We start from the raw sequence: 23,864 nt of genomic DNA on the forward strand, positions 1-23,864 counted from the left end.
GGCCAATTCGGACTTACCGGAACCCAGAGTCGCATAAATGGGCGGTTCCGCAAGATGCAAATACCCAGCCATCCGTTCCCCGTATGCACCGCTTTCGATCATGGTTGCAATCCCGAATATGACGCCTGTTAGGAGTAAGTCTACCTCGTTAGCGACGACGATAAGTCGCCCAGGTACTCACTCACTCCAGCCGCGGTTTGCAACCAGAAGTGAGCGTCTTGCCCATCAAACCGACACGCACTCTGGCCACCACGCCGTAGTCCAGCGGTTGGCTAATGACGGTGGTATAGCACCCTCGTATCCGGAGTCTAGAGTGCGACGACTCGTTGTTTGTGATGACAAAGGACACCAGGCGAGTGTTATAGCACTCGTGAAACTGTTCGACACCCATTTAAAGCTAACCTGCCGTCGCTCTTCGGACGGGGCTAAAGGGTTGATCGTCCTCGCCGTCGCTTTCCCGACTGCTTGGAAGGCGGCAGGTGTACTATTCATTCACAATCCTGCTAAATATCGGGAGTCTATCGTGCGACGATCAAATCGCATTGCTTTTCTTCTGGTTTGTCTGTTTTCCCGGTTTGCTTGCCCTCAGGTGCAGCACAAAACGCAGCCTCCAGGCGAAGCAGTTCAGATCACACTAGGTGAATCCGCGGTGCCGCTCTATGGCCCATGGAAGTTTACGGTTGGCGATTCGCCGGTAGATCCGGCTACCGGCCAGATGTTATGGGCTCGGCCTGATTTCGACGACTCGAAGTGGGAGACAGTCGACCTGGCGCCTGCCAACGGGCGTGTCGACGTGATGCGGTTAGGGTTTTCCGGCACAGTAAAAGGGTGGACTGATCGCGGCCACCGCGGATACTTCGGATATGCCTGGTACCGTATCCGGGTACGGGTGACCAACAGCAATTTCCGTAGCCCGCTCGCGCTGTCTGGACCAAGTTACGTGGATGACGCCTACGAACTCTTTACTGACGGCACGCTTCTGGGCAGCTTCGGCGATTTTAGCGGCAGATACCCAAAGATCCTTGCAAGCCGACCCCTATTTTTCAACCTACCGTGGAATTCAGCACCACTTGCGGACTCTCCGTCCGAACACACCCTTGCCTTTCGTGTATGGATGGCATCGTTTACGGGCGCAACTCAGCCAGACGCAGGAGGTATGCACACTTCACCGGTCATCGGCACTACGGGAGCGGTTTCAGCAGCAAATCACTTGGGTTGGCTCCAACTATTCCGGGCGTACGTCTCGACTATGGTCGAGGGATCTCTCTTTCTGCTTTTAGCGGTAATAGCCTTCAGCCTCTCAAGATTTGATCACTCAGATTTGGTCTACAGGTGGATGGGAACGATCTTTTTGTTGATATTCCTGAGTTCGGTGATCATTATCGCTGAAGCATTTGGCCAGCACCTGGGCGCACTGACTGGCGAGTTCCTGATTGACGTCATGGTCGGTCCGCTGATCATAGGTGGATGGGCGGTTGTCTGGTGGATTTGGTTTCGCCTGGAGCATGATTGGGTCCCCAAAGCGGTCGCACTTCTAACCCTTGCTTACATGCTTTCTGCGGCGGTAGGAGAGAGCTTTCTATATCCTTACGTATCAATTCATACGGCCCAGTGGTTTTCGTGGTCCTCTATTGCCGTGAAGCTGGCTTTGTTTGGATTGATCCTTTTTATTGTTCTTTGGGGAATTCGTCGCCGCTCAGCGGGAGCCTGGCTCGTGCTCCCAGCCGTTCTTTTGTTGATGATTGGGCGCTTCGGGTTTGAGCTTCAACAGTTACACATCGCGGTTCGATACATGATCTTTGGCGTCAGGATCGGATTGAGTCAGATTTCAAGCCTGCTCATGATGGTGGTGCTGTTTATCCTTCTTTTTCGCAGACTAAGGCAATCAATACAACGTCAGCAAGAACTCGCACTGGATGTAAAGCAAGCTCAAGAGGTTCAACGCGTTCTCCTACCAGAGACAGTCCGACTGCCCGGTCTAACGATCGAAAGCGATTATCGTCCAGCACGTGAAGTCGGTGGGGATTTTTTTCAGGTCATTCCCAATATAGAAGATGGTTCCGTACTCATCGTCGTCGGTGATGTTGCAGGTAAAGGGCTACAGGCGGGCATGCTGGTAGCGATGATAGTTGGTACGATCCGCACCGCCACGGAAACGAGCGTAGAACCGATCAACGTCCTAAATGCTCTTAATCGTCGTCTCTTTGGTCGAGGAGGCGCCAATGCTACTTGTATCGCACTGTCCATCGAATCTACAGGTGAGGTGACCTTGGTCAACGCGGGGGGAGTCCCTCCCTATCTAAACGGCAAAGAGCTTCCGCTGGAGGGAGCTTTCCCACTTGGAATGATTGCCTCACCGGAGTTCACGGTGTCTTACCTCAAACTCGGACAGGGCGATTCATTGATGCTCATTTCTGATGGAATCACAGAAGCTCGCAACGAAGAAGGTGAACTGTTCGGATTTGGGCGGGTATCGGCGCTCTTACAGAAACGTGTTTCAGCCGCGGCTCTTGCAAGTGAAGCCCAAAGCTTTGGACAAGAAGATGACATTAGCGCCGTAACGATCACATGTGCCTAATGGTTTCCTTATCAATTTAAAGGAGCGTTATGGAAGTGCACCTGATTGATGGAACCTACGAACTCTTCAGGCATTTCTATGCGCTGCCATCTGCTAGAGACAGCGAAGATAGAGAAGTAGCCGCCGTGCGCGGCGTCCTTGGTTCACTTTTAGGCATGATGCAGGCCGGTACGACCTACATCGGAGTTGCGACGGACCACGTGATTGAATCCTTCCGCAACCGAATGTGGCCTGGATATAAGACCGGACAGGGTGTGGAACCCGAGCTGCTAGCTCAGTTTCCGTTGTTGGAAGAAACGCTCCGCGCACTCGGAGTGATGGTGTGGGCGATGGAAGAGTACGAGGCAGACGACGCGCTGGCGTCAGCAGCTTTCCTTGCACGAGAAGACATTCGAGTTGAGCGTGTCGTCATCAGTACCCCGGATAAAGATCTTGCTCAGTGCGTTCAGGGAACGCGGGTTGTTCAACTTGACCGGCGAAGGCGTCTCGAACGGGATGAACAGGGAGTCATACAGAAGTTCGGAGTCAAACCAAGCTCTATCCCAGACTACCTTGCTTTGGTTGGTGACACCGCAGACGGTTATCCAGGACTGCCAGGGTGGGGGGCGAAGTCTGCATCAACCGTCCTCTCGCGTTTTGGCAGACTGGAAGCCATCCCACCGAACCCACGGGACTGGCGCGTGAACGTGACCAATTCGAAGAGGCTCTCTGAAGTTTTGAACAGTAAGCGTGATCTGGCGTTTCTTTTCCGAGACCTTGCCACACTTCGAACCGATCTTCCCCTCTTCGCAACCGTCGACGACCTGCTTTGGACGGGACCGACGCCTGCCTTTCCTCCCATGGCAGATCGCTTGGATAAGGCTAAGTTCTCGGTGAAGCGTGTTCCGCGTCCACGTGGGGACTCCTAGACCTCGTCAAGAGCCTTTGCGGTTCTTTTTCAGTCTTCTCCGGAGTTTTTGAAAATTAACTGTGATCGATCTTCCAAAAACCAATGGAGCTTCGACCTGCAATTTCCCCACCCATGCGATCTCTGTCGAGTTCTCACCGCTTTCTGAACGTGGCTTCATTCCGGCCGCACCGTAATTCATTTTGGTAGTACTTCATCAGGTCTCAGGAGACATAATCTGGTGTTTCCAGAACATCCGAGATACCTCCTCCTGACCCAGATCGCACGGATCTTGAAGGTCAATCAACTCGAGAGGTCTCAAAGGAGATTGTCTTGGCGGCACGAGAAAGCCTGGTAATCGGAGAAGGCTGATTAATGCAAGTCTCTGTTTACGCCAAATCGCTCAAATACTTAGACCAATTGACGCTCCAGGCAACGATCTGTAAGTTTGCTAGCTGATTCAGACAACCATGTCCAGTAACTGAGTGGAGTAACAGTTTTCGATTACTACTTTGTCGCTAAGTCACACGTAGAAATGAGTTATATTTCCTTTCCCAGAAGCACTATATCGACGCGAAATACTGACCAACTGCAGCCTTTGTCTGCCCAGGGCTTCAGAAGAGCTCGGTGGAGTTTTAATTTCCTTGATCGTCTCGTTGCCCGTTGGAAGGTGTACGAATACCTCTCCTCCTCAGCGACCAATAATTCAACACCGCTAGAGAGGTGAGCCATGTTTCTATCGCCCTGCCTGCCAGTAACTCCCATTTACTCCATCTCTCCATGTGAGGTTTCGAGCCATCGAAGTCATGCTACTGCGTGGCTGCGAAAAGCTTTACTTCTGCTCTGCGTGTTCGCGGCGGTGGTTCAATCGGCGCCCAGCCAAACTGCGACTTCGGTGAATGTGCCTACGTGGCGATATGACAATACTCACGCGGGAGCGAATACGCAGGAGACTCTGCTTACGACGGCTAACGTAACCCCGTCTTCCTTTGGTCTGCTCTTTTCCAGGTCAGTCGATGGGTATGTCTATGCCCAACCCCTCTACATCAGCAGTCTGACGATGAGCGACGGACTGATGCACAACGTTTTGTTTGTTGCGACGGAGCATGATTCTGTTTACGCCTTCGATGCCGACTCCAACGCCGGGGCAAATGCGCACCCGCTGTGGCAGATTAGTCTGCTGAGCCCGAGTTATGGTGCTGCAGCGGGAGCAACTACGGTTCCCAGCGCGGATGTGGATTCGACCAATATTGCCCCGGAGATTGGCATCACGAGTACTCCGGTCATCAACGTTGCAGGAAATACGATGTACGTCGTTGCCAAGACCAAAGAGAGTGGGGCTTATGTCCAGCGGCTGCATGCCATCAATATTCTTACCGGCGCGGAGCAGCCAAACAGCCCGAAGATTATTCAAGCGACGGTGTCCGGCACGGGGATCGGCAGTTCTGGGGGACAACTTGCGTTCGATCCGCTACGGCAGTTGAACCGGCCGGCACTGGCCTATTACAACGGGGTCGTCTATGCCGCGTTTGGATCTCATGGCGACGAGGGCTCTTTTCATGGGTGGCTGTTTGCCTTCGATGGCACAACCTTGACACAGACCTCGGTGCTTTGTCTAAGTCCGACTGGATCCGACGCCGGCATCTGGGCCTCTGGTGCAGGCTTGCCCATTGATAGTGGAGGCACAGCAGGACGAATGTTTCTGGTTACAGGGAATGGCACCAATTCGGCCTACCCACCGTTCAATCCCGGGGTGAATCTCGGCGATAGTATCGTGACGGTAAGCCTCGCGAATGGCGGGCTAGTTGTTACGGATGCGTTCACTTCTTTTAATCAGGCAACCTTGTCGGGTTTAGATCACGACCAGGGCTCCGGAGGGATTCTGATGTTGCCGGACCAGACAGGGCCGAATCCGCACGTCCTGATACAGGCAGGGAAGGAAGGACGCATTCTGGTCCTGAACCGAGACAATCTTGGCGGCTATCTTCCCGGAGGCACGTCGAACACGAACGCTTTGCAGGACATCACCGGCGAGATTACCGGTCTGTGGAGCACACCTGCATATTGGAATGGAAATGTTTATATCTGGGGTAACGGTGACTACGCAAAAGCATTCAGTCTCAATAATGGCGTACTTACACCTGCCTACACCAGCATAAGTGGTGTTTCCACCGGTTATCCAGGCGCCAGCTTTGTCGTATCTTCCAATGGAACCGCAAACGGAATAGCGTGGGCTGTAAAGACAGGTGGTGCTTCCGAGATACTTTATGCCTTCGATGCAACCAACCTGTCGACGATTCTGTATGAGAGCGATAAGCAGGCGCGCGATAACGCGGGGCCTACCAACAAGTTTGTTGTGCCTGTTGTCACGAATGGGCATGTTTACGTAGCTGCCGCGTATCAGGTCGATGTCTTTGGATTACTTAATGGGGAATCTGTTGCAGCGACGCCGACCTTTTCGCCGAAGGCTGGTGCCTTCGAACTTCCGCAGCCCCTCTCACTCAGCACGACAACACTTCCCGCTAATATCTACTACACCCTGGACCAAACTGTTCCCACGACTGGCTCCACTATTTATACTTCGCCTATAACACTGATAGCGCCAACAACTATCAAGGCGATCGCGAGCGCAACCAACTACCTTCAGAGCGCTATAGCGTCCGCGACTTTCACCATTCCCACGCAAACACCCGCACCTAGTTTCATTCCCGCTTCCGGGACCTACACCTCATCCCAGCAGGTGGTAATCGCCGATGCAGACAGGTTGGCCACCATCTACTACACGCTGGATGGTTCTGCTCCAACAACTACTTCTACCGTCTATACCGCGCCTATTACGGTCGCAGCGAATACGACAATAAATGCTGCGGCTATCGATTCGACGCGGAAGAACAATAACCTGGCCACGGCGCCCTATGTCATACAAGCCGGCGGTTCGAGCATGAACTTTGGCAGTGGCTTTGCGAGTGTAAACGGGCTCACATTTAACGGCAGTGCGGTCGCTGCGAGCGACGGTAGCCTGGAGCTGACGAATGGAGGTACCTACGAGGCTGGAAGCGCGTTTTCGAGCCAACCGATCAACGTTCAAGCCTTCACTACAGATTTCGCATTCCAGCAGCTTAATGCAATTGCGGATGGCTTCACTTTTACGATCCAGAATGCAGGTGCAACTGCGCTGGGAAGCAACGCGGGAGCGTTGGGCTATGGCAATTCAAAGGGTACAGGCATACCGACGAGCGTCGCCGTCAAATTTGACATCTACAACAATGCGGGGGAAGGCAATGATTCTACCGGTTTCTATACGGATGGCGCTCTTCCCCAGATCCCCGCGACCGATATGACATCGAGTGGCGTCATTCTACGAAGCGGGGACACGATGCAGGCGCACCTCAATTACGACGGCACTACTCTGAGTATGAGATTGACTGACTCGCTTACGGGCAAGACATTCACCTATGGCAACGCCATCAATATCCCGCAGATTGTTGGCGGGGCTACCGCGTATATAGGGTTCACGGGCGGCACAGGCGGCTCTACCTCAACTCAGAAGATATTGACCTGGACCTACGCTTCTCAACCGGGAACGTCACCGACCGCGACCCCAAGCTTCAGTCCCGTCGCCGGCAACTACACGACGGGGCAGAGCGTTGTGGTCAGTGACGCTTCCTCAGGTGCCGTGATTTACTACACGACCGACGGATCTTTGCCGACGACTTCCTCAGCCGTATATCACGGAGCGATCGGAGTAAGTACTGGGACAACCACCATCAAGGCCATCGCTGTCGCTCCCAGCACTGCGCAGAGTGCGGTGGGCCAAGCCACCTATGTGATAAGTTCTGTCACTGCGGCGCCTGTCTTTAGCCCTGGCGCTGGTACCTATCCTTCTGCAACCCAGATCAGCATAAGCGACAGTACGAGCGGAGCTGTCATTTATTACACAGGCGATGGAACTACTCCAACTACAGCTTCCACGGTGTACAGCAGTCCAATCGTGGTCGGCACAGGGACGACGACACTAAAAGCATTAGCGGTCGCTGCAGTTGCGTCTCAGAGTACGGTCAGTTCAGCTACCTATTCGGTTTCAGCACCCGCGACGACAACACCGGTATTCTCACCCGCTCCGGGCAGTTATTCTACAGCGCAAAGCGTTGCAATTTCTGACTCATCGTCGGGCAGCACCATCTACTACACGACGGATGGCTCCTCGCCGACGACCAGTTCATCGGTATACAGTTCGCCGATCCAGGTTGAGTCGACCGAGGTCATTCATGCGATGGCGATTGCACCGGGCCTTTCAGCGAGCGTTATATCGGCTGGCGGATATACGATACAGGCGACCCCTGTGGCGATCCATTTTCCGAGTGGATTCGCTGGGGCAGGAAGCAGTCTTGCCCTTAATGGGGCGGGAATCCTGAATGGCTCGATGTTACAGATCGCGAAGGCAGGCGCGACTTATACACAAAGCGCGATATGGTTTGCAACACCTGTCAGCATTGCGACATTTACGACTGACTTTGATTTTCAAATCCTAAGTGGCGTCGCCGATGGTTTCACGTTCGCCATCCAGAACCAGGGTCTTTCGGCTATGGGACCGTCGGGAGGCGGCCTCGGCTACGGTGCTGCCAAGCCAGGCGGAGCTGTTGGCATCGGCGAGAGTCTTGCCATCAAGTTTGACATTTATAACAACAACGGCGAAGGCACAGATTCCACCGGTTTCTATACCAATGGGTCTTCGCCTACGATTCCCGCGACCAATTTGTCTCCATCGATTGTTTTGAAGAGCGGACATACCTTGCATGCCCACATTACTTATGACGGAACAACACTGACTCTGGCGCTTACGGACCCAAGCACGTCGGAGAGCTTTACAACGACGTATAACGTAAACCTGAGCACTGTCGTCGGCGGCCCGACCGCCTATGTAGGCTTCACCGCGGGCACTGGTGGTTCGACGATGACGGCGAACATCCTGGACTGGATTTACCAGAACTAGCATAGGACATCGATAGAAGTGCGCCACTTTCCACGGCGCCGATCTCATTCGACTTCGAAGACTCATCGAGCAATGGCTTAAAAGCTTCTTTGTAATCACAATCAAAAGGTCGGATTTTATAGATTCAAAGCTTTGCTATCTCGAACGCCAGCATTCAGGCCCTGAATAATCTGTTGGATTTCAGTGCTGTTTTTCATGCCTGCCGAAACAAGGAAATAGTCGTCCCGAACTCGTCCAAATTGATTCTGGTTCAGTTTTCAGTAAATTTATTTTCACGTTTAAAATCTTGGAGATAAGGTAGTTTCCACAGGTGCTAGCGAACCCGTTTGGAACCCTTGGCCATTTTCTATCGTTATACCCTTGTAGATGCCAACATAAGCATCCCGATTTTCTCCCCCACATTTCAAAACCCAAGAGCCCAACATGTCTGCCCAACGCATCGTTAAATCGCAGTATTACGTCAAACTCTCGCAAGCAAACGAGATTCGCAAACGATCCCTTGAAACCGGTGTTCCGCAATCTGAGATTGTTAGACGGTTGCTTGCGGTTGCCCTTGCTGAGCCTCAAGTTTAAGTTGTGGTGATGTCGTAAGCATCTCCACCCTGGCGGTATCGGTCTATCTCCCCCTGATGCCGCAAGCCTTTCCCTTATCTATTGGCGCGTCTCGCATTGAGAGGCCCAAAATCAAGCAATGATCAGGCAGCGATAAGCCCGTCCATTATCTGGACAAGCGGAGGCGACGCAAGGAATCCGCCGCGATAAGCCTTCGCTTCCAGTGGCGCGGCTCATCCGAGAGGCCCACCTCCCACCAAACTGCACCACCCAATCCCACCCAAAGGATCAACATGTCCTCCCTCAACGACTCCACCGAATCGTCCGTCCTGGAATTCCCCGTCCAGAAAACTGTCCCATTGCATCTGCGCGACTGCCGAGTGTTAACCGCCATTCTCGACAAGATCAGCGCCTTCGATCACTACAACGCGCCCAATAGATCTGTCGTTGCGTGGATTGCCGAGGTCACTGAGATGGATGAGGATGACGTAGGTGCGCCGTTCGTCTCGCTTCCTGACGCTCCGATCCCAAACATGGTCGAGATCGAGGGTGCAGCGGGGTCTCCTCCAAGTGGGAAAGCCAGGGGCATTCCTGCCTCAAAATTTCCGGCCAGTCCTTTGATGTTCCTAAGTGCGGACACTGACGCGACAAAGGTGCCCGCAGCGGATCGAGAGTTGGCAAGAGAGCAGTTGAGCGAGGGTTGCGAAACAGGCAGAATGCGCGGAAAGCCATGCAAGGTACACTGGCTGCCGATTCTGTGGCAGTCGTTCGAATGGCTCACAGCACAGCATTCGGGGAACATTCTCCTTGACACGGAGACCCGGAACGACCTCACGTCAAATCCTTACTGGTCAACGTATGTGTACTGCGTCGAGCATTATCGCTGGTACCAGTGGTCCGACGATACGACATTTATTGTGCATGACATCGGCCATCCGATGATGGGGGCGATTACAAGCAGCATCTTCGAGCAGAATGATCCCAAGGCGCGCGCGCTGGCGTTCGAAAACAATGGCAACTACTGGCGCAGCCGGTTGAAGGCAATGGCGTGGTCGGCAGTGTACAGCGCGCAATGGAAAGTTGGGCCGGTGAGCGAGGCTTCGATCGGCAACAGCGGGCGGAACACCTACTATGTCGCCCATCTGGGACGGACGACAAATGAGACAGGTTTTCAAGACTTCGTAATCACCCCGGTGTACGGCTTCGGTTGGAACGTCGGCGAGGATGCGGTCGATCGCTACCTCATGCCGAAGATTCATGCTCGTGTAAAGAACCGCCTTTACCTGACGGCGTTGTTCTGGATGACACCTTGCAAATCGGCCGCCAACGTACTGCGATGGAAGCCGACCTACTACCGCGACACGGCTTACTCAGCTTCGGCTGGCAACTAATATACCTGGCTTCAATGCAGGTTCCTGTTTGCCATACTTAAGAGAGTCATTGCAATTATCGATCAGTTTCTGTTCGTCTCCGACAATGATTGGCAAGCTGTAATAAGGCGTGACGCCGAAACGACCAACCCTGTATTCCAAGTTTGGAATCAAATCATCGGGGTACTGGCTAACCAAACGCCATTCTTCCTCTTCAGCAAATCCTTTATGCTTAAGCGAAGAGCTAAGAAGCGCAAGGGTGTACTGCCACTGATACCGGTTGAAAAATGCCTTGATCCGGTCGGCCATGTCTTCACTACCTCGATACTCGGCAGAGCCAAAATACCGTTCAACAAAATTGGCGATAAGTTGTTTGCAGAGCTTTCGTTGTCTTGTCGGGTCGTATTCACACCTGATGAGGTTGAAAGAGTGTTGCTTCGCGCTCCTAAAGACGGCATGATGTTGAGAAAAGCCTAAAGAGTAGCCGTGTCCTTCTGAGCAATATGCTCGCCACTGGCTTAGAAGATCCCCTCTTTCTGAGAAGGACAAGATGAAGCTTGCCTGCTGCGCTTGATTTATCAGTCCTAAAAGTAATCGCCGTTCATGGCTCTTTAGTTTGGTTTTCTCGATCTCTACCTTCAAGAGTTTGGCTGCAATTTTGTATTCCTTACGGTCATTCAAATGGAGATGGCTCGTAGCCCAAAGCTGCCCCGCTTTCAGAATGCCAATCAGACCACTCGCGCTCGTGTAGTGATAAAGTGGCTGCTCGGCTTGTGGTTGATAAATTCTTCTAAACCTTCCATGTTATCTCCGACAAATTTTGGCATCGGTATCGACTAAAGATCAGAACAGTCGCTCAGACTTCTTTCTTGCCGTCACTGAGTGCATTCTCCACGGACCATTTTGCAAGTTCTCAAACGTCTGCAGTGTGGGACTGGCGGACTGACTATTAGCCCTGTGAGTGCTGTGCCCTGGCCTCTAGGTGATGTAGTAGTAGCTCGTTATTGCGCAAATTTGCAGCCGATCAAACGATCCACTGCGGTGCAATGATGTAAGGATTGAATTTTTAGTAACGCAGAGTCATTAGAACAGCTGAGGAGATAGTGAGACTAGAGTGGGCAGGGAAGCACTGCCTGAGAACTTCGGAACAAATCTAGGAACAATTGGGGCCGAATACACTCCAAATAGCGCATCCGGCTTCACGTAAATCCAAGAAAACGCAGCGACTCCAGTGGCCTCGAACCCACTGTTAATCGAAGGGCTTTAGAAGCACAATCGGATCATCCTCGATAAGTGCGTTGGCGATCTTACGCTAAGCGTATCACCCGAAATCGACATGTTTCTGCCCACTCGCCTCTTGACATACATAGCCCGCTATGCCTACAGTCTGTCTATACCAAGCCGACTAGGGGTATAGGATGGCGAAAACAGATCTTCAGGGGACGCTTGATCTTCTCGTTTTGAAAACACTTGCGCATAGTGGCTCACTCCATGGATATGGGATTGTGCTTCATATTCAGTCGGTGTCGAATGAGCTTCTGCGTGTCGAGGAGGGCTCACTTTATCCTGCGCTCCACCGCATGGAACAGAGCTGTTGGATTGAGTCTAAGTGGGCAACCTCCGAAACGAATCGTCGCGCCAAGTACTACAAGCTCACTGCAAAGGGCCGCATGCAGTTGCAGCAGGCCGAAGAAAGTTTCGATCAACTAGTTAAGGGCGTGCGCGCCGTGTTGCGCTACGCCTGAGGAGAAATGCAATGGCCCTATTTTGCCGGATTGGCAATCTCTTTCGCCGCAACCGCATTGACAGAGATATCGATGCCGAGTTGCAAGCACATATTGCAATGCGCACAGATGACAACGTCGCCAGCGGGATGTCGGCCGAACAGGCGCGGCGCAATGCGTTGGTACGCTTCGGCAACACAATCGCGACTCGCGAAAATATCGCGGCGACCGATATGGCGCTGGGGCTCGATCGTTTCCTGTTTGATATTCGCTATGCATGGCGCAAGTTGGCCAAGTCGCCAGGCTTCACGGCTACTGCCGCAGTGACAATTGCGCTTGGTATCGGCGCGAACACAGCGATCTTCAGCTGCATGGATGCGGTGGTGGTGCGTCCATTGGCAGTGCCCAGGCTCGATCGGGTGGTGGTCCTTTCGGAGCAGGACAGTAGCGGCCCGCGACAGGTCGCTCTCGGAAACTACGAAGATTGGAAGCGTCAGAACAATTCCTTCCAGGATATTGCGATTCGCACCAGCAATGATATGAGCCTGACTGGGGCCGGTGATGCCGCACACGTCGAGGCTACGCTGACCTCGGCTAGCTTTTTCTCCATATTGCGCGCGCAGGCCTTTATAGGACGTGTGTTCGATCAGAGTGAATGCCGGCCTGGTAGCGACGGGGTTGCGGTGCTCGGTTACGGCTTCTGGCAGCAGCGTTTTGCTTCTGATCCCGGCGTGATCGGCCGCCATCTCCGGCTTGATGATCGCGACTACACGGTGATCGGCGTGATGCCAAGAGCGGTGCAGTATCCATCCGAGGCGGATGTTTTTCTGCCGCTGGCGCCTACGCCACAGCAACTGAACGACCGCCAGGGACGCAGCTATCTGGTGACGGCGCGCCTGCGCGACAGCGTCACCCTCGAGCGGGCGCAGGCCGAGATGCGCACCATCGGTGAACGCCTCGCCGCTGCCTATCCGGCGACGAATCTCGGAATGTCGACGAGAGTGGAGCCGCTGCTCGACGGTATCAACGGCGATCTCACGCCGCTCTATTACAAGCTCGTGATGTGCGCGACGTTGTTCGTTCTGCTGATCGTCTGCGCCAATATCGCAAACCTCCAGTTCTCCCGCAGCGTTGAGCGTCGTCCCGAGATTGCAATGCGATCCGCGCTCGGCGCTACCCATTGGCGACTCATGAGGCAACTGCTGGTCGAGAACATTCTGCTGGGACTGGTCGGTGCGATGGGGGGGCTTGTGCTCGGTGAACTCTGTCTGCGCCTAACGCTCATCTCGATGCCGCAGAGCGTGGCGCGTCATATGGCGGGGTGGTCCAACATCTCTCTTAACGGGCGTTCGTTCGTCTTTTCTGTCGCATTGGCTTTATTTGCTGGGCTGGTCTCGGGCTTCATTCCCGCGCTCGAAGCTCTGCGATTCAATCTCTCGGACCAGATCAAGGCCGGGTCGCGTTCGGCGACCGGTTCGGGACGCAGTCGCCGCATCAGAAACATCTTCGCGGTCGCGCAGATCTCTCTCGCCGTTGCACTAGTGATCGGTGCAGCACTTATGGCGAAAGGCATGGAATCACTGCTTCACTTCGGCGACGTGTATCAGCCCGCCAAGGTGCTTACGTTCAACATCGATCTTCCGGCCAGGCGCTATGACACGCCGCAAAAGCAAGCTGCATGGTATACCGCCAGTCTTGAGAAGCTGCGCGTGCTGCCGGGTGTGGCCCATGCCGAAATCACCACGTCGTTACCCTACAGCGACGACATCTGGCAGAACGATGTCGAGATCGAGAATCGCCCAACCATGCCCGGAAAAATCCAGAGTGCACAGCGAATCGCGGTCAGCGAAGGCTATTTCTCCTCTCTGAAGATCCCCATCGTCGAGGGCCGCGCTTTTACGGCAAATGACACGCTCGAGACAACCCCGGTTGCGGTAGTGAGCCGTAGTTTGGCAGACCGGTATTTTGCAGGCGGAAATCCCATCGGTCATCGCATTCGCCTGCGTCGACCAGAGCCTCGTACGCCCTGGTTGAGGATTGTCGGCGTTGCCGAAGAGACGTCCTACGGCCTGTGGGACCAGTCCAGACCTGCAGCCGTGTATATGAGCGTCCGGCAGGTACCGCTCGATTCAGCGACTTATGCGGTTATGGCCGAGGGCGAGCCGCTCGCGTTGGCCATCCCGGCGCGAAAAGCGCTGGTCGCGCTCGATCCGTCATTGCCTATGGATGGTGAGATGACGTGGACAAGGCGCTTGCATGAAAACCTGGTTGGCCTCATCTATGTCGCCGCAATGCTCGGCGTTGATGCGCTCATTGCTCTATTCTTGGCCGCGCTAGGCATCTTTGGCGTCATGTCGGGGCTAGTTGGCGAGCGCACGCGCGAAATGGGCGTGCGTCTCGCGATGGGCGCGCGGCGCGAAGACATCCTCAGCCTGATGCTACGCAGTGCATCTTGGCTGATAGGAGCAGGCCTTGTCACGGGATTGGCGCTTGCGTTTGCTTTAGCGCGCGGCGTCGCGAACCTTCTACCCGGTGTTCGGCCGGATGATCCCGTAATATTCATTGCGATCACTTTTTCAATTGCCGGTATAGCGCTTTGGTCTAGCTGGATCCCGGCACGGCGTGCCGCGCGCATTGACCCGATAAGGGCCTTGCGCAGCGAATAAGCGTTGAGGCTCACACACGCTGATATGTGTCTGTTGCTACAAAGACAATTCTAATTGTCGGTTGTTGATGACAGGTTAAGTCACTCATTGAACAGTGAGGACAGCGACGGAACATTAACCGGCGCGACCAATACACGATCATCGTACAGTCGAGAACATCCTAAAACGTCCTAAACTATCCTAAGGCGAGATGTACTTAAGGCGAGCGCCATCAATCGTTTCCGCTAATTCCAAACCACTAAGCTACATTGCTAGGCAGCCCTGAGAAGGCTGGCTCTCTCAGACGGCAGCACGAAATGTGATTGTAGCGCGCGACCACAGCTGCATATGGATTTCGCAGACTATCTTGCAACAACTGACGATCCAGGAACCCAGCCGCTTGGGTTTCACTGCGACATGGACGTCAACGCTTCTAATGGTCCGCTGGGAAAAGGATGCCCGTCTCAATGCCTTCCATCTCCGGATCTGGATTCGGAGCAGGAATGCGGTTGGTATTCTGCGCCACGGTAACCAACCACTTCCTATGCGTCTTTTCAACGATCATCGTGAACACACCGAAGCGCGGCTTTCGGGGCGTCATATCGATATTTCGGTCACCTTCTATTCTCCAACTCCAGTGAATGACTGCCAAGTCTGTGCGGAGGAAACGCACGGAAGTTGCCAAAGGGGTCAGTTTCGAATCCTTGAAACGTTCCGAAAGGAGACGGCTATGATAAAGCGCGAAATCAGACCTTCCACGCAGCCAGTCTCCAGCGACGTCGACAAAGTCCACGTTTTCGGACATGATCTTTGCCAGTTGCTGCCCATCATGCTTCGCCCACGCAGCCGAAAACTCTTGAGGAATATTTCGGACGGCGGTTTCGTCGGCCTGACTCTGGGCGTTCGCTAGGCATCGCACGAAGAATGTCGCGAGCAAAAAACCGATTGCCGCCGAGCGGATCCATTTGGGATTCACTATGAGACCTCCTCAGTAGTAATTGATTCGACACTCAAACGCGCACATAGACGATCGAAATTGGACCGGCATCTCAAGCGCTCCGACACGTGATTTCGAACAAACGCTAGATTATCGTTTGAAATCCTGAGCTCCCGTCACGTCAAAGGTCATGCTTACTCTGTCTGTCGAGGATCGCTTGCAAATAGCCGGTTGCAATGCGGAACAACTAGACGGAAGTTTTCACTCGCTCTTTCCAGGTAATTGAGGATCTTACCCTTCGCGTCTTTGCTAGAAGGGAATATTGAAGGTGAGCCCGAGCCTTGGTTGAGGCAACGGGCCCTCTTTCGGGAAAGAACTTGTTCAGATGCTGCTATTTCGTCGGAGCGAGGAGTAATCAGTTGACTCGCATTGTTAGTGCAGCGCTAATCAATCGGGGTGGCGAGGAAAGCATGGAGCTCCCCGCTCTTCGTCATTGCCTGACCAACGATCTGGCCGGAATCGTTTATTGAGTAGGCGAACAGGAGATACAGTGGAGTGTCTTTTGGCAGAAGAGTATTGAGGTCCACGAAAGTATTATCTTTCCAGAGGAACGCGCGGCAGTTCCCCATCGGGCCCGGGCAAGAACCGCCTACCGCTTCTCCACGATTGTCGATCCAGGTTGGTGCGGTCACCGAATCGGAACCGAACAAACCGAGGTCCTGTATGCCTGTATCTCTGGTCCAAAGGAAGGCGTGAAGGTTCCCGTCTTTCGACGATACGGCACCGCCAACTACTTCGCCTCGCATGTTTATACCTGCAGCTACGCTCACCGGACCGCCGAAGCCGCCAAGATCTTTGGGCGATCCGTCGCTCTCCCAAAGCACAGCGTGCGGCCCATTCACCAGACCATTGGCCGTCGTGTTCGAACAGATACCGGATGTACCGACTACCTGGCCTTTGTCGTTGATCGCGAGAGCGACTCCGACGGTGTCGCCGGGAAGCGGTGGGAGTTGCCTGATTTCGTCCGGCTTCGGACCCCATGTGACAGCTTCGAAGTCGAAGACCTGATAGGGAGTTGCGCAAGTACCTGGTTTCTCCGCAGTTTGATTCTCCGCGACCCCGTACAGTTCACCTCGATTACTGATACCAAGAGCTTGGGAGTTGTCACCCCCTGGCAGGTTAGGAAGTGACTTCAGACTGCCTTCCCGCCAAACGGCAGCGAGACATTGGAGATGGTTGCCGAAGCCGCAGAAGTCTTCGCCCTGCGACGCCGAATTGGCCGTCTCGGAATAGATTGCGACTTCATCGCGAAGATTGGGGCCGTTGGCAAAGCTGTTCAGGCCGCCCAATGTGCCGAGGTCCCGCAGTTCAGCACGATATCGAAGGAAAGCATGCTGAGGTCCACCTGCACTCAAGGTTGCCGCCCCGACCACATGCCCCTGTTCGTTTATGCCAAAGGCTATGCTCGAAGTTCCGCCCAATGTACCTAGATCAGTGACTCGATAGTGTAAAGGCCGCGTTGCATTTTGCTGTTCTTGCGCATTTGTCTGGAACGGCATCGCGAGCAGAGCCAATAGGCTCACCGTCGTGGTGGGGTTAAATAGTGTAGGTCTCATGTTGCTCCTTTCGTTACAACCGAGATCCTGAATAAGTGTGTGGGCAGTGTCGATGGTCGGGGCATTCTTTGTTGCTCTGCTTCTTCTCTCTGTATAAACAGTTTGTTATGTTGCTCCTGAGATCGGACATCTCTTGCTGTTGATGTTCGCGCTGCGCATCCGCCACCCGTTCCCGGGCGGTGCTATTGTTGTGCCATTGAGTAACCGCCATGAATGCCTCTACCAGACGAGGACGTCTAATCCGGTTTTCGGTCTTTGAAGTAGATTTGGATTCCCACGAGCTCTTCAAGCAAGGCCGAAAGGTAAAGCTTCAAGGACAGCCGTTTGAGGTCTTGGTGGCATTACTGAACAGGCGAGGTGAAGTGGTCTCCAGGGACGAGCTACAGCAGAAGATTTGGCCATCTGAGAGCGTCGGAGACTTTGATCAGGGTCTGAACCGGGCCATTAATAAGGTCCGCGAGGCGCTCGGTGACTCAGCTGCGAGCCCTCAATTCGTAGAAACTCTGCCGCGTCTCGGCTATCGTTTCGTTGGTCTAATTCAGAGAGAGAATGAGGTAGAGTCTGCGGCTGGTGATCCTCAGGCGGCCTCGGCGCTAATCCTGCCCTCTGGCCAGTTGACGGAAGAGCGGAAGCCAAGTTGGGTAACAAGGAGCCGTTTGACGGTAGTTGCTGCGGCGACCCTGGCGTTGCTAATAGTGGGAAATTTGTATATTCATCACCCTTCAAAACTTACGGACAGGGATACTATCGTCCTTGCCGATTTTACGAACACTACGGGTGATCGGGTCTTCGATGACACACTCCGTGAGGGCTTAGCCGTACAGCTTGGGCAATCGCCTTTCCTTAGTCTCATCTCTGATGAGCGGATCCACCATGTGCTGCCTCTGATGGGACAGCCGCCAGATGCGCGTCTCACTCCGGAGCTGGCTCGCGAAATCTGTGAACGGACCATGAGCGCTGCTGTGTTAGATGGCTCAATCGCAAACCTCGGAAGCCAGTACGTATTGGGTTTACGTGCTGTAAATTGCCGCACAGGAGAGACTATTGACGAGGAGCAGGTGCAAGCCGCGAAAAAAGAAGATGTTCTAAATGCTCTGAGTCATATAGCCAGCAGATTCAGAGGTCGAGCGGGTGAATCGTTAAAGACGCTCGAGAAATATGATTCACCACTCGAGGAAGCTACTACCCCCTCACTGGAGGCGTTGAAAGCCTACAGTGCAGGCTGGAAAGTTCTATTCTCGAGTGGTTCGACTGCGGCGGTGCCATTCTTCAAACAGGCGATCGAGGTAGATCCGAAATTCGCGATCGCGTATGCGGCGCTTGGACGTGCGTACGGTGATATAGGTGAATCCACACTCTCCGCCGACAATACTGCCAAAGCGTATGAGCTGCGAGATCGAGCAGGTGACGAAGAGAAGTACTTTATTACGGCTTCGTACCATAAACAAGTCGAGGGTGACTTGGAGAAGGCAGAGCAAACCTGTGAACTATGGATGCAGTCGTACCCTCGTGCTTTAGCGCCGCATGGCTTTTTGACAGGAGCTATCTCGCTCAACCGGGGACACTTCGAGAGGTCGATTCGCGAAGCTGACTTGGCCATCAGACTTGATCCTGATGTTGCCATCATTTATAGCAATCTCGCTTTAAGCGATGTTGCCCTCAATCGTCTCGATGAAGCGCAAGCTGTCCTTCGACGAGCCTCTGAACGGAAATTAGACATACCCGATTTTGCTATTCAGCGATATGTAATCGCCTTTCTTAGAGGCGACCCCGCAGAGATGAAGCTTGAAGCAGCTCAGGCTCACGAGGGAACTGGCGCAGAAGATTGGATGTCCAACGCCGAAGGCTTCGCTCTCGCTTATTCCGGTCATTTGGGTGAGGCAAGAAAGATGTCACGCAGGGCGGCGGATCTTGCTCGAGCTTCGAACCGGAGAGAAACAGAGGCGTTGTACGAAACTGATTCCGCATTTCGGGAAGCGTTATTCGGAAATGCATCGATGGCACGGCAGAGTGCCACGGCGGCACTCCAGCTTTCCAATAGCCGCGATGTTGAGTATGGAGTCGCCTTCGCACTAGCTCTAGCGGGCGATTCCTCTCAACCTCAAACTCTGATGACTGATATCCTGAAGCGCTTTCCAAAGGACACGAAGGTTAGGTTCAATTATGAGCCCACGCTTAGAGCCCTCCTTGCTTTGAATCACCGCGAGCCAGCAAGGGCCATAGAATTGCTCCAAACGACTGATCCGTATGAGAGCGGTATTGTCTCTTCTGGAGGCTCCGAAATCCTTCTGGGCTCGGGCACTTTCTATCCGGCCTATGTGCGAGGTCAAGCTTACCTTGATTCTGGTCAAGGAGAAAAGGCCGTAGCCGAGTTCAAAAAGATACTCGATTCCCGCGGGATAGTAATAAGTGACCCGATTGGTGCGCTTGCAAAGCTACAACTAGGACGGGCCTATGTGCTCGCCGGCGACAAGGAAAAGGCAGGTGCAGCCTATAAGGACTTTCTGACCCTGTGGAAAGACGCCGACCCCGGCATTCCGATCATCGAGGAAGCAAAAGCAGAGTGCATGAAGTTACGATAGCGAGGGACTCGGCAGAAGGCTAACCCCCTCCACAATGTTAAAACTAGAGTCTCTCGATTGTTTGATGCGGAGAGAACATGCCCTGCATCTGAGCCTTTTGGCTACTGAACTATGTTGAACCCAGAACCAATTCACTTGGACGATGAGTCGGCATATTGGACAGTGGATTTTCAGTTGGCGATGGCAGGCCTGTGTGCATCATCCAGTTCGGCTATAAGATCCTAGGATGAGGATCCGTCAATTAGTGACGAACACACGGACATCCCTGAAGGTCGTGGTTACGTCTAGGGTCATCATCAGAATTACGTGACTGAAAACTCGGAACAAATTTACGAACAATTGGAGCCGAACGCGCTCCCGGAAGCACATTCGGCTCCATGTAAGTCCAAGAAAAAACAGCCACTCCGGTTGGCTCGAACCCACTGTTAATTGAAGGGTTATAGAAGTCACAGTCCGGTTCCTTTCTCGATGAGTGCATCAACAATCGAGAGCCGCTCCTTCCGAGAGCGGGTTTACATTACTTGCATCTACGACCTCGTCGTATGGTGTCCGCGCTGAGAGCCAGTCCAGGGAATGCCTATTTCGTCCGTGAGGAACCGAGCGCTGAATCGCTGCCGACCAGCCATTTCCACGAAATCCTTAGATAAAATCCCGTCCGCTAGCCTCTACATCGAACGTTACTTTATGGGTCTCTCGTGTCAGTCAGAGCACATGCCCGCCACGGCTTCACAGTTGCCATATAAACTTATGATGGACTCCGGATGCTCAAAACACTGTGCTTGTTTCTTTCTCTCACACCGTTACATGCTCTTGCTCAACAGCTTGCGATCACTTTTGATGACCTACCGGCTCATGGTGTCAAGCCAGCCTCGATCTCTCGCCTTCAGATCGCTCAATCGATCCTTGACACTTTGAAGCACCAGAACATGCCACCCGTGTATGGCTTCATCAATGGTGTTCGAACAGAAGAAGTTCCTGAGACCCTTGATGTCCTTCGCGCGTGGCGGGCCGCCGGTCAGCCGCTCGCAAATCACACATGGTCTCATCCGAATTTCAACGAAACCTCTTCCGCGCAGTTCATCGCCGACATCGAAGCCAACCAGCCGCTTCTCCGCACTCTCATGCCCGCGCCCTCTGACGACTGGCACTGGTTTCGGTATCCCTACTTGAATGAAGGCAACACTTTGGAGAAGCACCGCGAAGTTCGCACCTGGCTCAAAGCCAACCACTATCGTGTGGCTGAAGTCACTATGGATTTCGAAGACTATGCGTGGAATGAACCTTATGCCCGTTGTTTCGCCAAAAACGACACGGCAGCGCTCCAACAGCTCCACGACACGTACCTCTCGACTGCTGACGAGTTCATCACCTACTATCGCGCCATGTCGAAGACTGTCTATGGCCGTGATATTCCCCTGATCTTGCTGATGCACGTCGGTGCCTTCGATGCTCACATGCTCCCGGAGCTTCTCGCTCTGTACCGCTCCCGAGGTTTCACCTTTGTTAGTCTCCCACAAGCCACCGCTGATCCCGTCTACGCTGTAGATTCAGACATCGCCTACAAGTATGGCGACACCCTCACAGAGCAGCTGGCTTTCAAGCGCGGCATCCCACGTCCTCACCATGAACCTAAACCTTTTGCTCTCTTGCAGGCTCTCTGCCGCTAAGTAAGATAATTCGCATTGGGGAAGTTACTCTTTAAGAGCAGTCCGGCGCGCGGACTGGGCGCTTAGGTGCCGTGCCGCAGAGTGAACTAGTCCATCAAATCGGTTCCTCTGTCGCACACTCAAGTCTGTTACGCTGCTGCGGTGGACACTCGCTTCCAACAATTCCAATCCGGAAACGCATTACTGAGCGAGACGGTTGCACAACTCATGGATTCAGGGTTTGCCACCATACCCGGACCTTATTCCAGAATGCGATTTCAGGAGTTGGTCGCTGACTATGACGAGGTGATGGCATCATCGCCGGGGCCGGACTTTAACCAAGGAAGCACCACGAACCGACTATCCGGTCTGCTCAACTACAGCTCGCGGTTCGACGACATCTTTCTCTACTCGCCCCTCCTTGAGGCCTCCGCTCGTTTGGTCGGCGAGCCCTTCAAGCTCAGCTCCCTGTTGGCGCGCACCCTGCGTCCGGGAACACCGGCGCAGGAACTTCACTCGGACTTACCTCGTGAGTTGGAGGATGCGCCGCTCGTCGGCTTTATCTTGATGCTTGATAGTTTTCGACGTGAGAATGGCGCAACGCGGTTCGTTCCCGGATCCCACAGATGGCTGGATGTTCCACGCGACCGAATGACCGATAGACGGGACACTTGGCCGGGCGAAGTTCTGGCTAATGGCGAGGCGGGGACACTCATCGTATTCAATGCGTCCATCTGGCACGGACACACGGCTAACTTGACGACACACCCACGCCGCTCAGTGCAAGGATACTTTGTGCGCCGGAGCGCACAATCCGGTTCCAACTTCGCAAATTGCCTGCTGCCGTCCACTCGCAACCGCATGAGCCAATTGGCGCGATACCTCCTGTCCTTCCGAGACTAGGCATGCGTTCGCGTTGGCCAGTCGCCAACATCTTAGGTGCTAACGCCGCGAAGAATTAGGCTGGCGTTCCTCCGTCTTCCACTGGGATTAATCCTGCTAAACGCTCACCTAGGAACTGAACTCATCAAATTGGGGAAGAGTTCCGTAGTCTTGGCCAGAGCCAGGATAGCGCTCGCTGGTTGCCGTCAGTGTCGCATTATAGCGAGTGCCAACGTGGGTCCGATTTAGGTCCAATACGCGTTTCGACGGGTTCTTTTCCGCTAGCTAACGCGTTGTTAGATTTCGCTAAGTTGCTAAAACTAAATAAGTTTAGAGGATTGGGGTGAGTGAGGTCGCTAGTTCGATCTAGTCGTCCACACCAGCTCTCCACACAGTTGCCGAAAAGGTGACTTCGCTGACGGTTCGCGTCAATCCGAAAATCTCGTTGTGCGTCCAATGAAACGGCTCCTAAAATCGGTTGGAACGAACGTCGGAGGAGCGATGAATCAATCCGTCAGTGGCTGCGTAGTCGACGAAACCACGGGCGAACCTCTCACTTCGCCCGATGTAAGGCTTTATCGCATCGGGGTTTCTGGCGCGACCTGCAACGCGCTCAATGAGCATGGCTACTTCTCGTTCCCGGACCTGCCCGAGGGTGAATACTCCCTAGCGTTCTTCGATGGAAACTACGTTCCTCGGTACGAACGTCTGATTCTTGCTCATGGTGAAATCATGCCCTCCCTGCACATCGCTCTCAGACGTGGCGGGTTCCTGTCCGGGAGGATCTTCGACGAGAAACAACAGCCGCCGGAGCGCTGCTGGTTCACCTTGATCCGAGCCGGGGAAAGAAGGGGGGAGTCAGGATACATCAGCGACTCGGGGGACCACAAAGTCTCCAACGACGGCACCTTCTGCTCACCGCCCCTCCCTCCGGCTCGATATTTTCTGCGCTTCGCTGGCATTCTTCGTAAGCCAGCAGACGCTGCCCCAACCGAACCGCGTCACCTCGCCATGCAACAGCGCATCTTCGATTTTCTGTATCCCGACGCTCAGGAAATCTCGGACGCGACAGGATTCGACGTTGAACTCGGCAAGATGATCTCGGGATTACAAATACAAATTCCTTGTCCGATCTGGCATACGGTTCGAGGCAAAGTAACAGGAGATCTACCGGAAGGACCTCATCGAATCAATGTGATGTTCTCGCGAACAATGGGAACAATTGACGGCGTGGGAGGAAGTGGCGGACCTAAGGTAGAGCAGGATGGAACCTTTGAACATCAGGTGCAGTCAGGCGATTACGCGGTCGAGGTCTGGGAGTTCGCGCCACCAGGGCTAGATGGCCGCACGAAAGTGCTTCGGAAGCTTGCTGCCACAAACATCAGGGTGACTGACGCTGACCTAGATGGGATAGAGATCCACATTCCCTCTTGAACTGCTGAACCGCCTTAGT

At 53.8% G+C, this 23,864-nt stretch carries 13 protein-coding genes; 10 read left to right on the forward strand and 3 right to left on the reverse strand.

The genetic code is table 11. The features are described from left to right. The first annotated feature begins 370 nt into the window (after nucleotides 1-370). From RBB76_RS21355 to RBB76_RS21370, 4 genes are all read left to right on the forward strand, one after another. A complete protein-coding gene (locus RBB76_RS21355; protein WP_429634768.1) occupies nucleotides 371-2,578 on the forward strand; it encodes a PP2C family protein-serine/threonine phosphatase in 2,208 nt (735 codons plus the stop codon). A gap of 29 nt (nucleotides 2,579-2,607) precedes the next feature. Beyond that, nucleotides 2,608-3,486: a 5'-3' exonuclease gene (locus RBB76_RS21360; protein ID WP_429634769.1), complete on the forward strand. Its 879-nt coding sequence runs from the start codon at nucleotides 2,608-2,610 to the stop codon at nucleotides 3,484-3,486. Between the two features lie 708 nt (nucleotides 3,487-4,194). Further along, nucleotides 4,195-8,457, forward strand: a complete 4,263-nt coding sequence (locus RBB76_RS21365) for a chitobiase/beta-hexosaminidase C-terminal domain-containing protein (RefSeq protein ID WP_429634770.1) — start codon at nucleotides 4,195-4,197, stop codon at nucleotides 8,455-8,457. An 845-nt stretch (nucleotides 8,458-9,302) separates the two neighbouring features. Then, nucleotides 9,303-10,400 carry a hypothetical protein gene (locus RBB76_RS21370; protein ID WP_433963466.1) on the forward strand — a complete coding sequence of 366 codons (1,098 nt, stop codon included), beginning with the start codon at nucleotides 9,303-9,305 and terminating at the stop codon, nucleotides 10,398-10,400. On the opposite strand, the gene RBB76_RS21375 is transcribed toward RBB76_RS21370, so the two are convergent. Then, nucleotides 10,380-11,060: a DUF2971 domain-containing protein gene (locus RBB76_RS21375; protein WP_433963467.1), complete on the reverse strand. Its 681-nt coding sequence runs from the start codon at nucleotides 11,058-11,060 to the stop codon at nucleotides 10,380-10,382. The two genes, RBB76_RS21370 and RBB76_RS21375, sit on opposite strands and share 21 nt — an antisense overlap. A 737-nt stretch (nucleotides 11,061-11,797) precedes the next feature. On the opposite strand from RBB76_RS21375, the gene RBB76_RS21380 reads away from it, so the two are divergent. Together RBB76_RS21380 and RBB76_RS21385 are read left to right on the forward strand one after the other, a co-directional pair. Beyond that, nucleotides 11,798-12,124 (forward strand): PadR family transcriptional regulator, encoded by a 327-nt coding sequence (locus RBB76_RS21380; RefSeq protein WP_429634901.1) that lies wholly within the window; start codon nucleotides 11,798-11,800, stop codon nucleotides 12,122-12,124. An 11-nt stretch (nucleotides 12,125-12,135) separates the two neighbouring features. Continuing rightward, the gene (locus RBB76_RS21385; protein ID WP_429634902.1) at nucleotides 12,136-14,769 is read left to right on the forward strand and encodes an ADOP family duplicated permease; all 2,634 of its coding nucleotides are present in this window, start codon (nucleotides 12,136-12,138) and stop codon (nucleotides 14,767-14,769) included. Nucleotides 14,770-15,181: 412 nt separating this feature from the next. Here RBB76_RS21385 and RBB76_RS21390 read toward each other — a convergent pair whose 3' ends face one another. Then, nucleotides 15,182-15,724 carry an SgcJ/EcaC family oxidoreductase gene (locus RBB76_RS21390; protein ID WP_429634903.1) on the reverse strand — a complete coding sequence of 181 codons (543 nt, stop codon included), beginning with the start codon at nucleotides 15,722-15,724 and terminating at the stop codon, nucleotides 15,182-15,184. 404 nt (nucleotides 15,725-16,128) lie between these two features. After that, on the reverse strand, nucleotides 16,129-17,301 hold the full coding sequence (locus tag RBB76_RS21395) for a hypothetical protein (protein ID WP_429634904.1): 1,173 nt from the start codon (nucleotides 17,299-17,301) through the stop codon (nucleotides 16,129-16,131). Nucleotides 17,302-17,510: 209 nt separating this feature from the next. Here RBB76_RS21395 and RBB76_RS21400 point away from each other — a divergent pair, with 209 nt between their 5' ends. The 4 genes from RBB76_RS21400 to RBB76_RS21415 all read left to right on the forward strand — a co-directional run bounded on the left by RBB76_RS21400 (nucleotide 17,511) and on the right by RBB76_RS21415 (nucleotide 23,845). After that, on the forward strand, nucleotides 17,511-19,883 hold the full coding sequence (locus tag RBB76_RS21400; protein ID WP_429634905.1) for a winged helix-turn-helix domain-containing protein: 2,373 nt from the start codon (nucleotides 17,511-17,513) through the stop codon (nucleotides 19,881-19,883). A gap of 761 nt (nucleotides 19,884-20,644) precedes the next feature. Then, complete coding sequence (locus RBB76_RS21405; protein WP_433963444.1) at nucleotides 20,645-21,550, forward strand: polysaccharide deacetylase family protein; 906 nt, start codon at nucleotides 20,645-20,647, stop codon at nucleotides 21,548-21,550. 207 nt (nucleotides 21,551-21,757) lie between these two features. After that, entirely contained in the window at nucleotides 21,758-22,432 is a 675-nt protein-coding gene (locus tag RBB76_RS21410) for a phytanoyl-CoA dioxygenase family protein (protein ID WP_433963468.1), read from the forward strand. Between the two features lie 480 nt (nucleotides 22,433-22,912). Continuing rightward, nucleotides 22,913-23,845, forward strand: coding sequence for a hypothetical protein (locus tag RBB76_RS21415; RefSeq protein WP_429634931.1), 933 nt, complete (start codon nucleotides 22,913-22,915; stop codon nucleotides 23,843-23,845). Nucleotides 23,846-23,864: the final 19 nt, after the last annotated feature.

The sequence above is a fragment of the Tunturiibacter psychrotolerans genome, assembly GCF_051013365.1.
Lineage (GTDB): Bacteria > Acidobacteriota > Terriglobia > Terriglobales > Acidobacteriaceae > Edaphobacter > Edaphobacter psychrotolerans_A.